The organism is Sinomicrobium soli (genome assembly GCF_003285545.1).
Classification (GTDB): domain Bacteria; phylum Bacteroidota; class Bacteroidia; order Flavobacteriales; family Flavobacteriaceae; genus Sinomicrobium.
In genome coordinates this window covers 37,325-52,561 of record NZ_QLNV01000004.1, presented here as the reverse complement: position 1 = coordinate 52,561, position 15,237 = coordinate 37,325, and the positions used below count along the sequence as shown (strand labels likewise).

At 50.3% G+C, this 15,237-nt stretch carries 10 protein-coding genes; all 10 read right to left on the bottom strand.

Annotation, left to right across the window (positions count from 1 at the left end; genetic code table 11):
• Nucleotides 1-7: 7 nt before the first annotated feature.
• The 10 genes from DN748_RS05905 to DN748_RS05860 all read right to left on the bottom strand — a co-directional run bounded on the left by DN748_RS05905 (nt 8) and on the right by DN748_RS05860 (nt 15,237).
• Complete coding sequence (locus DN748_RS05905) at nt 8-1,555, bottom strand: glutamate racemase (protein ID WP_112370866.1); 1,548 nt, start codon at nt 1,553-1,555, stop codon at nt 8-10.
• Nucleotides 1,556-1,581: 26 nt separating this feature from the next.
• Nucleotides 1,582-2,679 carry a serine hydrolase domain-containing protein gene (locus DN748_RS05900; protein ID WP_161554485.1) on the bottom strand — a complete coding sequence of 366 codons (1,098 nt, stop codon included), beginning with the start codon at nt 2,677-2,679 and terminating at the stop codon, nt 1,582-1,584.
• 43 nt (nt 2,680-2,722) lie between these two features.
• Entirely contained in the window at nt 2,723-4,984 is a 2,262-nt protein-coding gene (locus DN748_RS05895) for a penicillin acylase family protein (RefSeq protein ID WP_112370864.1), read from the bottom strand.
• 56 nt (nt 4,985-5,040) lie between these two features.
• Complete coding sequence (locus DN748_RS05890; RefSeq protein WP_112370863.1) at nt 5,041-6,570, bottom strand: N-formylglutamate amidohydrolase; 1,530 nt, start codon at nt 6,568-6,570, stop codon at nt 5,041-5,043.
• A 91-nt stretch (nt 6,571-6,661) separates the two neighbouring features.
• Nucleotides 6,662-8,365 (bottom strand): gamma-glutamyltransferase, encoded by a 1,704-nt coding sequence (ggt, locus tag DN748_RS05885; RefSeq protein WP_236636800.1) that lies wholly within the window; start codon nt 8,363-8,365, stop codon nt 6,662-6,664.
• A 245-nt stretch (nt 8,366-8,610) separates the two neighbouring features.
• The gene (locus tag DN748_RS05880; protein WP_112370861.1) at nt 8,611-9,540 is read right to left on the bottom strand and encodes an N-formylglutamate amidohydrolase; all 930 of its coding nucleotides are present in this window, start codon (nt 9,538-9,540) and stop codon (nt 8,611-8,613) included.
• A gap of 105 nt (nt 9,541-9,645) precedes the next feature.
• Nucleotides 9,646-10,293 carry a hypothetical protein gene (locus DN748_RS05875; protein WP_146746563.1) on the bottom strand — a complete coding sequence of 216 codons (648 nt, stop codon included), beginning with the start codon at nt 10,291-10,293 and terminating at the stop codon, nt 9,646-9,648.
• 122 nt (nt 10,294-10,415) lie between these two features.
• Nucleotides 10,416-12,176 (bottom strand): hypothetical protein, encoded by a 1,761-nt coding sequence (locus DN748_RS05870; protein ID WP_112370859.1) that lies wholly within the window; start codon nt 12,174-12,176, stop codon nt 10,416-10,418.
• A 53-nt stretch (nt 12,177-12,229) separates the two neighbouring features.
• Nucleotides 12,230-13,792 (bottom strand): DUF4843 domain-containing protein, encoded by a 1,563-nt coding sequence (locus tag DN748_RS05865; protein ID WP_112370858.1) that lies wholly within the window; start codon nt 13,790-13,792, stop codon nt 12,230-12,232.
• Nucleotides 13,793-13,818: 26 nt separating this feature from the next.
• Nucleotides 13,819-15,237: a RagB/SusD family nutrient uptake outer membrane protein gene (locus tag DN748_RS05860; RefSeq protein WP_112370857.1), complete on the bottom strand. Its 1,419-nt coding sequence runs from the start codon at nt 15,235-15,237 to the stop codon at nt 13,819-13,821.

Genomic DNA, 15,237 nt, shown 5'->3' with positions numbered 1-15,237 from the left:
TTCTTTTTTATTGGATTTTATCTTTTGCCGGCAGGTCTTCCAGCTTTGGATTACGGTTATTAAACCCGGAGATCATTTTAAAGGTGGCCGGAACGGAAGTCCGTAACCTCTCTATGATATCCCCGGAAATGTTCTGCCTGGAAAACGGCACTCTTTTCACATATTCCTGGATATTCCCGGCCTCCCGGCCGTATTTATAGTCATAAGTAAATTTTCCTGCACGATCGAGAGCGGTACCCTGATTGTCGGTATTGGGAACCGAAATATAAAACTCGCTTTCTCCGAACATATCAGCCTTGTCATTCAGCAGGTTTTTCTCTTTCAGGGTATCGTAAAGCTCTTTGGCCACATAAACTGCGGGATCTATGATCTTTATTTCCTCTGCCATAAGATCGCGGTATACGTAATCCCCGCCATCTCCCTTATAATCATACAGTTCCTCAAACACCTTTTGTATGCTTCCGGTCATATAAGGATAATGTGTGCATCCCAGCACCAGTGCCTTGAGGGGCTGTGCATTTTCCGATTGCCTGATCTTTTCCATCAGGCTCACCAGGTGATAGCGTATATAGTTCTCCGTATCGTTGATCTGCAGTATCCGGCAATCGTCTGTATTTTCATTGTCGCACAGCATCTTGCCGTGATCAAAATCAAAATTATACACCTCCATCAGGGTACGGTCGATAGCGTGATGCTCATTGTCCAGGTCAGGCCCCCTGTAGTTATCTCTCGGCGATGTTGCAGCCTTGTCGATAAAATCCGGCTCCCCGTCAATAGCCTCGGCAACACCATGCCCTCCCTGGTTAAACACCTGTATGTTCCCGGTATATCCCAACGCGTTCTTTTGTCTGATGATGGTGTTCTCATACCCTTCCGAAGCGATGGTCCCCACGGTGGCAAATACTCCTATCGCCCCGTCTTCCTGTTTTCCGAATTCATTGAGGACGCCTCTTGCCCCCGCATCGATAACTCCTATTACGGGGATACCGAGGTCCGTCTCTTCCAGGAAGGCCCCGATCTCTTTCATCCCATAGGCCGTTGCCGTGTTACAGGCTACTACCACAGCTTTAATTTTTTCCTTATCGTGTTTTTTGGTCTTCCGGTCTGCCGCTGCGTAATACCGGTCCGCCAGCAGGAACTGCACGTCCTTGATAATGTGCTCCCTGAGCAGGTCTGATTTATTTTCACTGTGATAATTTCCGTACGGCATATTGGCCTGGTCGGCGAGGTAAATAAACTTCTCATTCACAAAATCATAGGCTCCGTCCCTGCCTTGAGTACGCGATTCGTTGTCGTTCTCGTCATACCTCACCAGCGCATCGAGCACGGTAAGTCCGCCGGTACCCGAATCAAAAACACCGATAGCCATATTTTTATCTATGTGACCGTATGCCCCGAAATCGATATAAAACGGACTTTGTTTGTCCTGAAGGATAGCCTGCTCTATGACGGACAGTGCTTTTTCAGGTTCGGGATCTTCCTGTTTACGGGACTGATTTTTACAGGATGTGAATAACAGTAAGAAACTAAATACCGGGAGGAGAATCTTTTTCATTTTTCAAATATTTTCAGATGATTTTATTATTGTCTGGCATCCAGGATCAATTTGAACAACTCGCCCATATCGCTTGCCGAGACGGTGTTTCCCTTGATATCGCTGTTTACCCGGTGAACGATCACCATATTGTATTCCGGGATCACCATAAGGCGTTGCCCCCTGGCTCCCTGTGCAGAATAGGTGCCTTCCGGCACTGTTGCATGCGGCATGTGGGGAGCCCTGGTATCATCGCGCGCTACCCACCAAAGGTACCCGTATCCGGAGCGGCCGTACAGGGTAGCATCCGAGTAGTAGCGGGTGATCAGGTCTACCCAACTGCTGTCGACCACCTGCTGCCCGTTCCATTTTCCGCGGTTAAGCATCAACCACCCAAACCGCGCGAGGTCGCGGGCGGTAATATGGAAGGGGTAGGCCTTGTGTATCGACGCCCTGCCACTCACATACCTGCCATCGGACGGCTGGAAATCCTCCATTCCGATGGGCCTGGCGATATCTTCATAAAGTGCCTCGAAAAAGTCCTTTTTGGTCTGCTGTTCAAAGATGGTCCCGAGGACATTAAAATCCCAGTTATTGTAGTACCAGTGGGTTCCTGCAGGATGGGAATGTCTTTCGGGCTTGCGTTCCTTCATTCCTTTTGTCTCGTATAATGCCGGATGGTACACTCCCGACCGGGCCTTCAGACAGTCGCGTACCGTAGCCCGTTTCTCTTCTTTGGTCAACCCTTCTACGTCATCAATATTCAGGTCGGCCATGGTCGCCTCCGGATCAATGGTACCATTCATCACGTATTTTCCGTAGAGTGTACTCATAAAGCTTTTGCGTACGGAATGTGTATTGATCTTTTGATCCACGGCCCCCCATTGGTAAGCTACCTTTCCATCTACTATCACCATTATGGCAGCGGTATGAAAGGTACCGGCCAGTTTACCTACTTCTTCCAGTTTACGCTTTGACAGGCCGAGCTCTTCAGGATGGTCTGCCACCTCCCAGGACTTCCCCGGGTAATGTGCTGTTCCCGTATCTGACTGACCGGACAACGTGCCTATACAGGAAAACAGGAGTCCCGTCAGTATGAGTTTGGGCGGTGTCAGGACACGGCTTGCAATTCCTTTTTTCTTCATGACTGTTTTTGATATAATTTCGAGAGACTGCTTTTCCCGGGCACTAAGGGCTATAAGTGCGAACTGCATTTTTCAGTACCTCCTCTTTTTTATAAATTACCGGTTTCATTTTATTATTGGTAAAAAGTTCCAGCTGATCGGCATAATATGGAGAATCTTCCTTGTCGGTGTTTCCGTAAGGCAATACCGAATATGCCCGTGGTGTTTCGCCAAACTCTACGGCCAGTATCCAGTTGTCTCCGCCCCTGGTCTCACTCTTCAGACGGTCTTCCGTATGGCGTATAAACCACATTACGCGAAAGGCCCCCATATCGCCGGTAGCTCCGCCTACGGGGAAATCGTAATCCCCGATATGTGCCCGGTTCACTTCACCCTGCTTCACATCCCACGCCCCGTAACGCCGTTTGGTATAGCGGATCGCCCACTTAAAGGCATCGACCGCCAGGTCCTTGCCGGCCAGCCCATAGGGGGTATTCACCGGATCGTCGGGAGTCCACGGCCGGGTAAACAACTTGTCTGCAGGGGCCTTGTATCCGGCAGATTCCGGGGTAGACGGTATCTCTTCCCTGGTACCGCGGGCCAATTCTACATAGCGGCCCCACCAACACTCAAACAAAATACCTCCCCGGCTGTCACGGGCAACCGTATTGTCCCATTCGTCGATCATATCAATGGCTTTCAATAGCTCTCCCCCCGGGTTCGTAGCCCGGACGGCTGCCAGCAGATCAGGTTTCACCCTGTCGGCCAGGAGGGCACGCATATTGTGCTTGCGCTCTACAACGTCTTCCAGCGACAATTTGTCGTCCCCGCCAATGAGTTGAAGAGACAACTGGCTGCGCAGGCGAAGGCTCGGTTCCGGTAAATTATCCGGATATTGCTCCCGGTCCAGTATTTCGTTGAGATTGGTATAGTGAAAAGGGTCATTTTCATTGTGCAGATATCCACCCTTGGGATTGAGCAGTTGCGGCAATTCGTCAAAAGGTATCAGCTCTTTCCATATCTGGTCGCTGCGTTTCGCGAATATGGCAGTGGTATCGCCCCCCGAAGCATGGGGCAACTCCGGAACATTGCCATTCCACACGTAAAAGATATTGCCATCAGCATCGGCATAAGTAAAATTGGACGTAGAACGCCCGCGCAATCTCATGGCAGCTTTCCATTCGTCCAGGTTCCTGGCCATCATCATGCCCAGAAACTGCTGATCGCGGATATACGAGTACCTCCCCCCGGCTCCCGAACGGATAATATACACGTGTTTCCTCCCGCGCTTCACCACATCTCCATAGGGGGTAGACCATATCGTATGCGACCGGGAGGCTATAGAACCATCCTCAGCTATGTAGTCTACATTGATGACCTCTTTGGTCAAAGGGTGTGATGTTCCGTCCAGCAGATAGTGATCTTTCTTTCCGGGATCACGCTCCAAGGCGTATATCTCTTCCCTGTCCGGATAATTATTTGTGGTAGACCATCCCAGGTGCCGGTTAAACCCTCCAACGATCCCCAGAGGCCCGCCTATCCTGAAATCCCCGTAAAAATCAAGGGTGTCGGGAACGATAACATGAGCCTCGTAATACCCTGCCTTCCAGTTCATATGTGGGTTTCTCATCAGGATGGCATGGCCCGACACCGTACGTTCCGGTGCCAATGCCCAGGCATTAGAGCCCGCGTCGGGGTGCAGTTCTTCTTCTACCGAAGCGAGCCCCTGCCACATCGCAGCAGATTCATCCACGGAGGCCGTGGTCACGGGGTTTGCTCCCTTTCCTTCTTCTTCCCATTTTTTTAATCTGTCCAGAAACTTTTTTGCAGTGATCGGGCTCACTTTGCCCATCGCACCTGCATGCACATCTGCAGCTGTAAAATCCGGTTTCAGCCAATCGGGAAACTCATCGGGATGCCGTTGGATATAACGGTTTACTCCTGCCGCAAAACCCTCCAGCATATCTTTGGTCTGCCGACTGAGAAGATGGTATTTTTCCTGTGCCTGCCGGTACCGGCGCCTGGCACGGGCATCGATCCACAAACGGGTACTCAGGCCCGAAGGTTCCTGCCGGTGGTGTAAAGTCCACTCCCCTCTCGCCTTCAGCAGGCTGGTGGGCGTATGCATCCCGTAGTCTTCCAGTTGCAGATACCCCATGGCATAAAAAGCTGCTTTAATATTCTCGCCCATGATATGCGGTACACCGTGAGCCGTACGATGGATGACCACCTGTTCGGAAAGAGACTGGCCGTACACCTGGAAATTCCACACCACCGCCAATAACCCGATAATTCCGGCCCTTAATTCCTTTTTCACTTTAATCATGCTCCTTATTTTAAATTTCACCTGAACGCTCTCCAGGTTGGATATTCCTGTTTCTTTTAATCTGTCAGTTGTTGTGATCTCATGTATTCCATAATGGTCTTTGCCATTCTTTTTGCAGCCTCCACCCGGGCCCCGTCACTCCTGACACTGCGGTTGATCTCTACCTGAATACCGTGTACTTCCGGGTAATCCGGCGACGTATAGTGCTGGGTAATATATCCCCGGCTCAGGTACTTTTCACCGTCTTTCGGGTATGGATCCTGTTGGCTCGGAACAGATGGAATACTATTGTTTCCCGCCAATGTGCCGAAAGCCTTTGCCCCGAACAGCATGGGGTGCAGAGAACTGCCCTCATTTTCCGGGATGATATTGGTCAATGAAGATGTTCCGGCCAGGGTTTCCAGGTCTTTACCGCGGTAGGCATCCCTTATGGCTTTTCCATTGATCAGGTATCCCAGTTCAAGTCTTTGAATGGTATGGGCATGCGCATGGATGTCCAGGAGCAGAACCCGTTTGTGATCTCTTCGGGCCACAGCAATGGCCGTGTCGAGATAATTATGGTATTGCTGCCACGCGGGCCTTGCCGCTGCATTGCCACAGGTGCCGGGACCGATTTCCCTGTTAAGGTCGATCTTTCTTCTCGACAGGTTGCTCACCACCACATGGGGCCGCACACCGTATTCCTTTATCAGTATCTTCTGTATCTCACGTGTAAGTTCGATGGTTCGCATATCCGTACCCCGTACCGCCCCGGGGCAGTCTCTGTCCGGAATGTTCAGGGGGTTCATGCCTCCCCCGTGGGGAGCACTCAGGATCAGAGGAAAATCTCCTACCAGGTATTCGCTCTGGTAATGTGTATCGGCATAGGTTGTCCCCACCTGCCAGTCTCCCTGCTCACCCGGTGTTTTTGTCACAAAGTTTTCTCCTCCCGTACCGGCATCACTTTTACCGTATTTTATATCGAATGCAATACTTCCGCCGGCACCGGGAACGATCTCTTTTACTTTCAGGGCGGCAAATGCTTCCCGGCCGTATAAATGCAGTAGTATCACATCTCCCTCAGTTATCTTGTTAAGCCCGTCTGTGGGTCCCTGCTCCGCCACCTTATACCCGTCCTTTACGTACACTTCGTTCCGGTACCGGGCATAGGCCTTCCTTATATCCGACACTGAATTGACCCCCTCAAAGACCTCGCGGATATTGCCCAGGTTGATCATTTGCCCTTCCTGCCGTTCGCTCCATATGTCGATCTTTTCCTGGACCGACTTCGAATACTTTCGGATCGCACTGCTTCCCGGAAAAAAGAAATTGGCACCGGACGTTCTGCCAAACACATACATCAGCTGGATATTCGCTGCATAGCGGCTTGCTTTCCTTCCCTTGTATATGTTCGGCGAAAAGATATCCAGAAAATTACCGGGACCGCCGGACTGTGCCCCCAGCCGGATTGAAACTGAAGATAGTTCCGTTGTTCCCGACCACACCTTCTCTCTGCCTATATCGCGGGCAGAAACGGGTTGCAGGGCCCCGTATAGCACAGCTATCAGTATGAAAAAAACAAAACTTGTGTTCTTCTTTTTCTTCATGGCTTTTATTGAAAATGATGTCTATATTTCAAAAATCAGATTTCCGGACCGGCTCCGGGCTGGTCCCAGATCCCCTTCCGGAACAGCCTTCTCAGTATCCCGCCGCACTGTCATCACCCCTGCGGTCGCCTACGGCCTCTATCCCCTGTTCGATGATTTTTATCACTTCGGTACGGCCTATGGCCCTTCGTTCCTCAACAACATATCCCATAGCTTCCAGGGTGTCTATAGCGGCCTGTGGAAATTCCTTTTCCACATAAATAAGATCCGGCTGCCACTGGTGGTGAAACTTCGGGGCATTGACTGCCTTTTGGGCAGGCAGGTCGAACTCCAGGATATTGACCAGGGTCTGAAATACCGAAGTGATGATGGTGGACCCTCCCGGTGTTCCCAACACCAGGTAGGGTTTGTCATTTTTCAAAACAACGGTGGGTGTCATAGCGCTCAGCATCCGTTTGGAGGGCTGAATGGAATTGGCCTCTGTACCCAGCAAACCGAATTTATTGGGCGCCCCGGGCTTGGCGCTGAAATCGTCCATCTCGTTGTTCAGTATAAACCCCGCACCGCCTACTACGACCCTGCTTCCGTAAGCCCCGTTGATGGTCGTGGTCAGGGACACTGCATTGCCTTCTTCATCTATCACAGACAAATGCGTAGTCTCTTCTTTTTCCTTAACCATCAACCCGGCGCTGACCTCCGCGCTGGGGGTAGGTACCCCGGGGGTAAAATCAGCCATTCTGGATTCCAGATACGATTTTTCAACCAGTTCTGCTACGGGAACCTCAACAAAGTCGGGGTCTCCCATATATTCCGTACGATCGGCAAACGCCCGTCTTTCAATTTCGGTCATCAGCTGTATCGCAGCGGGGCTATGGAACCCGTACTCACTGATGGGATAAGGTTCCAGCATGCCCAGCATCTGCTGCATCATGATCCCTCCACTGGAAGGAAGCCCCATCGATATGATGGTATAGTCTTTATATTTAAAGGTTACCGGTTCCCGCTCCCTGGCTTCGTATTGTTTGAGGTCTTCGGCAGTCATGATCCCCCCTCCCCTTTTCATTTCCTCTTCGATCAACTCAGCGGTTTTTCCTTCATAAAATCCGGCCTGGCCCTGTACGGCAATGCGTTTCAGGGTTTCTGCGAGGTCTTTTTGCACCAGGACATCCCCGGCTTTCCATGCTTTTTCCTTTACAAAGGCACTGCCCCTGGTATTGTATTTCCTGAAATCTTCTGCATAATTATTAAGCCCGCCGGCCTCCCGTTCCGTAATGGCAAACCCGCGTTCTGCCAGGGCAATCGCCGGCCGGATCAGCTGATCCATCGGTAGCTTTCCGAATTTGCGATGTGCCAGGAAAGTACCGGCTACCGTCCCCGGAACCCCCGAAGCCAGATGGCCGTTCCTGCTCCATTCGGGTACGGCATCGCCTAAGGAATCGAGGTACATATCTTTATGGGCCCGTAAAGGGGCCTTTTCCCTGAAATCAATACTATAGCTCTCTCCTTCCCCGGTATGGAAAACCATAAAACCCCCTCCTCCCAGGTTTCCGGCATTGGGGTATACCACGGCCAGGGCATACTGAACGGCAATGGCGGCATCAACCGCATTTCCGCCCTGCATCAGGATATCCCTGCCCACCTCACTGGCCAGTGGATGGGCACTCACCACGGCACCCTTATCTACCCGGATTTTTTTGGCAACGGAATACGAATCAAAAGGTGCCGTAGCCCGGGAATCTTCCTTACAGGAATACAGTAAACAAAGTATAGATACGAGAAACAGTATTTTTTTCACAAGAATCAATTTAGGTCGGGTTAATCTATTTATAAACATCGGGTTATACTTATTTAATCTGAACTCTTTTCCTGTTTACAACCCCGGGACCGGGGCGCTTTTCCACCGTATATTGTGATGGTCACCACGCTCAGAACCTCCTATTTGCCCATGGAGTCCGCACAGGTTAACAGATGTAAAGTAACTGACAATTTTACTCCATACTGCACACCAATAATATTTTATGGGGTATACCAATACCTGAATTACGGGTAGAAGGTCCCGATAAACTCAAAATAGGATTCGCAAAAGGCCCCGGCAAATTTTGCCCTTCTTTCCCGGGAGTTACGAGCCTCCGTATTGGTTTCTATCTGCCATCCCGAGATATCCGGAAAATCTACCGAGGTATAGAGCCTTGTATTGAAGCCTCCGTTAAAATAGGTCTCATTGGTCATGGGATACGGGTCCTGTTTGCTGGGCACCGAAGGCAGCCCCCTGTCGGTCATCAGGGTACCAAAGGCTTTGTCGCCTATCAGGACGTCCCGGACGGTGTAGTTCTCATTGTCTTTTAAAAGGTTATTCACACTGGATTCTTCTGCAATATCCTGCAGCTCATGCCCGGTATAAACCTTGCCCAGCCTGTTTGCTGTCAGGCCAAATCCCAGTTCCAGCCGCTGAATAGTGTGCCCGTGGGAATGCAGGTCTATATAAAGTGTCTTCCCGTGGTTTTTTACCGATAACTGCAGCGAGGTCTCCACAAAGTCGTGAAAATCGTGCCAGGTCTGTATGACTTCTTCGTTATTACAGGTCGCTTCCTCTATCTCCCTGTTGAGGTCGATCTTGGTACGGGCGATATGACTGATAATGATATACGGTGTCTTTCCGTATTTTTCCTGCATTTCTTTCCGGATGGCCTCGGCCAGTTCCATGGTCCCGGTATCGCGTACCGTTGTAATGCCATCGCACACCCGGTCCGGTACCTCTTCGGGTTTCAGGTCTCCGCCATGCGGAACACTGATCACCAGGGGCATGTCGCCCACGATACATTCAATCCATTCATTTTCGTCGTAAAACACATCTCCCAACTTCCAGTCGGGCAATCCCTCGTCAGGACCGGTGGTATTATCGTCGTTATTACAACCATACAGGCCTAATATTCCGAAAAAAATTATGATATATATTCTTCTGATTCCCATACTTCGTCCATTTACAATGATAACTTATTTATATATTCCATATACGCTCCGGCAGAGGCACCCCGGAATTATCCAGGCTGGCATCGGTATCCCTTACTCCCTCGCTCAATTGCCCGCCGCCGCTTTCCAGTCGACCGTGACCGATCCGCTATAGCCGTCTTCATGGTTCACGATCTGCCCTATGGCATAAATATCCCTGTCTACAGACCGGAAAACCACCAGATCGCCTATCTTGAGCCTGGTAATACGCGCCCCGGGGCCATGACGAAGCCTGTTGTAACCTTCCCGCATCACTACTTCTCCGGCGGCCTTCTTATAGAGTTCTATCAGGTCGTCCCGGCTTTTAACTTTCCGGTAGGCTTTTCGCATCTCCTTATTCCCCCCCTCAATGGCTATGAGTGTACCTTTATTTTTGTCATTCCATTTTTCAAATACGATTTCCCTGTAGCGCTGGCCAAAAGATTTAAACGCTGTACTTGAAGGGCTCATAAAATTGATCCCGGTATTCTTTCCATACGTATATGCCAGGTCTATGCCGCCCTGGTTCAGGGTGGCCATATTAACATCGTATAATTTCAACTGCTGCAAATCCAGAAAACCACCTTCGGCAGCACTGGTACCCTGGGCTCCCATTACTATTGTTTCTTTTACTACCTTCTGGCCATATCCGTTCGATATGGCGAATGCACAGTATATGGCTATCCCTGTAATTACTTTCAGGGCAATTGTCTTATTGTTATTTAAAAGTCTCATAATCTTTATCTTAACTTATACATTCCGCAACTCATTCCGACTTTTTCCACGAGCTAAAAAATGAGGACAAGTCCCATTTCTTATCATTTCGCATACGAACATCCCTGCCCGGGACATCAAGGCTACTCCTGAGATACTTTAAACCGGATCGTCATACCCCCACTGTTATCGGCCTCCACAACCTTTATGGCTACAATGATCCCCCTGTCTGCGGAGTTCAGCATAATGATATCTCCCGTACCAATCTGTGTCAGCCGGCCATCGGATATAGGTTCACCTGCCGTATTAAAGGCTTCTTCCATGGCCTGACGATCGTTTTCGTCCAGCGATTCGTACAGATCGACCGCAGCAGCATCCGATCCCAGGTTGATGATCCCGGTGTGGTTACGTACCGGCCACGCTTCGATCTGCTCCCTGAGAGAAGCTGTCCACGCCCCGAAACCGGAACTCGTAATGGAGAGAAAATTATGATTGGAAGTAGTTCCCCGCAGGTGGGCAAGATCGATGTTTTGTGGTTCTGCTTCGGCTTCATCTATAGAAAGCACCCTTACCTGCGAGAAATCGATATAGTCTGAAGTAGATGCCCCTACCCCTGTAAGTGTAAGTTCTCTTACCGGAGGAGGAGGAACATTGACCTTCCCCGAGTTATCCACTTTAACGTTGAGGGTAAGGGAACCACTGCCGCCCGTAGTAATGGCCGTGACCTGAGCTATGGCATAGATCTGCTTGCTCTCCGACCTGAAGAAGATCAGGTCGCCCGGAGCCGTGAATTCCCTGATCCGTGAGCCCGGGCCATGCCGGCCTTCATCATAGCCTTCCTGTTGGGCTACCTCTTCAAGCGCATTGTTGTAAGCCTCGCGTATATGACCGTTCTGATAGGCATACAGGAATATGGAATCTGCTTTTGCCGAGGCGTCCAGCCTTATAAACTCACTTTTGTTTCTCACCATCCAGTCGGTGATAACATCCTGTCCTGTACCCCATCCGGAAATGCTGCCTTCATCCGGGCTGAAGAGGTTGAATCCGGAACTACCGCTATTAAAGAAGAACAGGTCTATCTTTTCCTGGTGCAGATAGGCATCACTTTCCATGAGGTGATCTGTCCCTCCGAATTCATAGGTCGCCCCGGTTGAAAAATCGAGAAAGCGCTGCCCGTCAAAATAACTCGGACGGGTGAGTTCCACCTCGTACATATCCATACGTTCCTCCGATGCAACCGGCGGGACCTCCACTGCTTCCCTGTTATCCAGCCTGAGAGAGAGCGCTGCCCTCCCCGAATTCCCGTCCGTGATCGACTCTACCTTTATGGCTGCATAAACCCCTTTTTCGGTTTTTGCCAGGATCAGGTCTCCGGCATTCAACTGCTTGAGCGACAAGGAAGGCCCGTGCGTCTCGACGTCATTATCAGGATCATTTTCCAACTCCATTACCGTGCTATTATAGAGTTCCCTTACCTGTTCGGGGGTGGAGATCTCCTGGTAGAGCTGTGCAGTAGCTTCGGAGGCGTCTTTTTTTACAAAAGTGGTTCTGTTCTTTACCAGGAAAGTCTCGTTAATGGTCTGTCCCGAACCCCAGGAGGTCAGGCGGCCTATATCTCTAAGGGCTATAATATTCAGCCCGGTGGAACTTCCCCACATCATGATAAAATCGATCTTTTCCGGGAATTCACCGGCCTCACTCATGGTATACACCTCCCCGGAACTGATATCCATCAACCGGTCTCCGGAAACTGCCCCGGGTCGGATGATCTCCACGCCTATCTTGGGCAGGTTTTCACCGGTATCAAATTCGCCGGTCTCTCCGGATACTCCGTCCGTGTCGCAAGACTGGAAAAGCAGTATCGCTGTGAAAAAAAACGCGAGTCTTCTTATATATGTATTCATTTTCTGGTTTTTATAGTTGGTCTTCCTGCATCAGTTATTATCCATCCGGAACCTTATTCTTCAGACATCTTGTAACGGATGATCATCCCCGCGGAGTCATCGGCCGCTATGACATTTATGGCTACGATAATACCTCTGTCCTCATTATTCAGCATAATGATATCTCCCGTGGCTATCTGGGTCAGGCGCCCCTCCGGTGCACCCTGCTGAGATGCCATATCAAAGGCATCTTCCATGACCTGGCGGTCGTCTTCGTTCAGCGATTCATACAGGTCGGCATATACCTGGTCCTGCCCCAGGTTGACCATTGTGGTATTGTTGCGCACCGGCCAGCCCTCGACACGCGTTTGCAAGGCCGAGGAAAATGCGCTTAGACCGCCATCGTGGGTAACAGATATCAGGTTGTGTTTACTATTACTTCCCCTCATATGGACCACATCTATATTTTCCGGTTCGAGCTCCGCTTCTCCTTCGGTCAGGATAATCCCTCTTGAAAAATCGATATAATCAGCGGTACTGGCTCCCACTCCTGTAAGCCCCAACTGTCTTATAACAGGAGCTTCACCACTCTTCATTTCGCCTCTTATATGTCCTGTAGACGCATCCACAACTTCTTCGACCTTTACAATGGCAAAGACATTCCGGTGCGCTTCCTGCAACCTGTACAGGAGAAGGTCTCCCGCGCTCACTTCCCGCACCCTTGAGGCCGGACCGTGATTGGTGCCGCTGTACCCCACCCTGTCTGTTATGCCCAATAAAAGCTCGTCGTAAAGCGCCCACAGCTCTGCCCGGGACGTCGCCTGATCAAACAAATCCTGTTCGCTTCCGGTAGCATTCTGAATACGGGCAATTGAACCGTTATTACGGACATCCCATTCTTCCGGGATACGGCTGGAACTACCCCAGGCCGTAACTGAACCGCTGGACGGTGTCAACAGGTTAATGCCGCTCCCCGCACCGGAACGCAATACGATAAAATCTATCTTTTCCTGGTTGTCGTCCGCACCGGATGCGGTATACGCATTACCTGTTTCCAGATCGATATAATACCCGACATTCTGATTGCTGTTAGCTCCGAAGGTTATGTTTTTAAAATACCGGATCCCATCCAGTTCTTCAACCTCTCCGGGATCGGGAGCCGTAAACGGAAAACTTATCCGCACTCCTATCTGGTGATACCTGTCCATCACACCGATATCTCCCGTCTCCACCAGTTCAAACACCACCACCGGGTTTCCGCCCCCGTCGGGGAGGATCTCCAGTTCCAGCCAGCCAAAACTATCGTTGGCAGGTATCGTTATGACCCTCTCCTGGGGAAGCCTGTAATCTATTCCTTCCCTGGCCGTGGTCTCCTCGACAACAATCCTGAAATTAACCGTCCGGTCTACATCGGCCTGTTCGCCGGTCATGTTTACCCTGTATCTTACCGTTCCTTCGCCGGAAGCTACCGGTCCCAGGATAGGGAAGGTCTTGCCACTGGAGTTATCATTGACCACAGCATCTTCAAATTCCACCCTGTTCTCGGTAAACAGGTAACGCTCTTCATAGTCTTTGAAACAACCGGAAAAAGTTGTTATGCACAAACAGTACAGCAGTATTATAGAAAGTTTTTTCATCGTGTGTTTTTTAGTTCTGCCCCTTTTTAATATCCCCTGTTTTGACTTAATGCTTTGTTGGCATTAAATTCTCTCCAGGGGATCATCGCCAGTATCCTGTAATCCGTAAACCTGAAGACCGTACCATTGGGTTTTACTATATCCTGGCCCAACCTCTTATATTCAAAGAAACTGTGACCTTCGAAGGCGAGTTCCAGTTTCCGTTGTTTCCAGATCTCATCAAGCAGGTTTTCTTCGATAAGCCCGGATACCGGATCCAGGCCTGCTCTTTCCCTGATCCGGTTTACATCCGCCAGGGCTTCTGCTTCCTCTCCGAGCCCCGCATGGGCCTCAGCCCTGTTCAGGTATACTTCCGATAGCCGTATTACCGGCACATTGTCCAGGTTGGGAGCACCGCCCCTGCTAAAGAACTTGGTCATCTCATTGGCATCTGACGCGTTCCCCAGGCCTTTCATAATAAGCTGTTTTCTCACATCCTCCTCCTCATACAACGTGTATAGTTCATCGCTGACCGTGGCATCCCCGTTTCCGTTCTCCTGGGTTCCTTCTTCGTTGACCCTGGTGGTAAAGGCGGACCTGATCGAACTGGTGATCCCTATATTCTGATCTACTTTAAACTCCACTTCAAAGAGGGATTCCGGATGGGTTTCTGCTCTCCAGTCTGCGACATAACTGTCATGGGTTGAAAAACGGGCTACTCCCGATGTTATGGCCTTATCAGCCCATTCCACCACTTTTTCATAGTCCCCGTTATACAGTGCTACCCTGGTAAACAAGGCTGCAGCAGCCCCTTGCGTAGCAAAATGGGGCCCTGTACTTGCAGGAGTTCCGGCAAGTAACTCATAGGCTTTTTCCAGGTCGGCATACAATTGTGCATACATGACCTCAATGGGCGCCCTTTCCGTGGGCTTGATATCTCCGTAAGTCTTGATACTGGTCAGGATCAGTGGTACCGTGCCCTTGTCGGATGACCCTATGGCCGTAGGGTCGTACCCGTATACCCGCGACAGGTTGTGATAATACAAAGCCCTAAGAAAATGGAGCTGTCCGGCAATCCCGTCTTTCCACTCCTGACTGGCCTCAAAGCCTTCGAGTGCTTCCAGGATCTCATTGGCCGAAGTAATGGCCTCGTAAGCCCATCGCCATCCTCCCATATGAACACCCCTGACATTATTGGCCACATCCTGGTTGTTGGTCCTCCTTCCCGAATGGGCAGCCGTATTACCCATAAGCTCCGGATATACAATATATTCCCTTCCGTAAAGATCAGTATTTCTCAACTGGGAATAACAGCCTACCGTAGCAGCCTCTATAGACTCTACAGAACTCAGGGCCGTCTCGGAATCTATGGAAAGCATGGGGTCTGTCTCCAGCAGTGATTCACATGACAAAAAGAACAGGGAGCAGATCCCCAGGAGTGCTATTGTTTTAAATGAACTTGTCAT

Excerpts from the sequence above, each read along its gene's own strand:
- DN748_RS05905 (WP_112370866.1), bottom strand. The coding sequence starts at position 1,555 with ATGAAAAAGATTCTCCTCCCGGTATTTAGTTTCTTACTGTTATTCACA.
- DN748_RS05900 (WP_161554485.1), bottom strand. The coding sequence starts at position 2,679 with ATGAAGAAAAAAGGAATTGCAAGCCGTGTCCTGACACCGCCCAAACTC.
- DN748_RS05895 (WP_112370864.1), bottom strand. The coding sequence starts at position 4,984 with ATGATTAAAGTGAAAAAGGAATTAAGGGCCGGAATTATCGGGTTATTG.
- DN748_RS05890 (WP_112370863.1), bottom strand. The coding sequence starts at position 6,570 with ATGAAGAAAAAGAAGAACACAAGTTTTGTTTTTTTCATACTGATAGCT.
- DN748_RS05880 (WP_112370861.1), bottom strand. The coding sequence starts at position 9,540 with ATGGGAATCAGAAGAATATATATCATAATTTTTTTCGGAATATTAGGC.
- DN748_RS05875 (WP_146746563.1), bottom strand. The coding sequence starts at position 10,293 with ATGAGACTTTTAAATAACAATAAGACAATTGCCCTGAAAGTAATTACA.
- DN748_RS05870 (WP_112370859.1), bottom strand. The coding sequence starts at position 12,176 with ATGAATACATATATAAGAAGACTCGCGTTTTTTTTCACAGCGATACTG.
- DN748_RS05865 (WP_112370858.1), bottom strand. The coding sequence starts at position 13,792 with ATGAAAAAACTTTCTATAATACTGCTGTACTGTTTGTGCATAACAACT.
- DN748_RS05860 (WP_112370857.1), bottom strand. The coding sequence starts at position 15,237 with ATGACAAGTTCATTTAAAACAATAGCACTCCTGGGGATCTGCTCCCTG.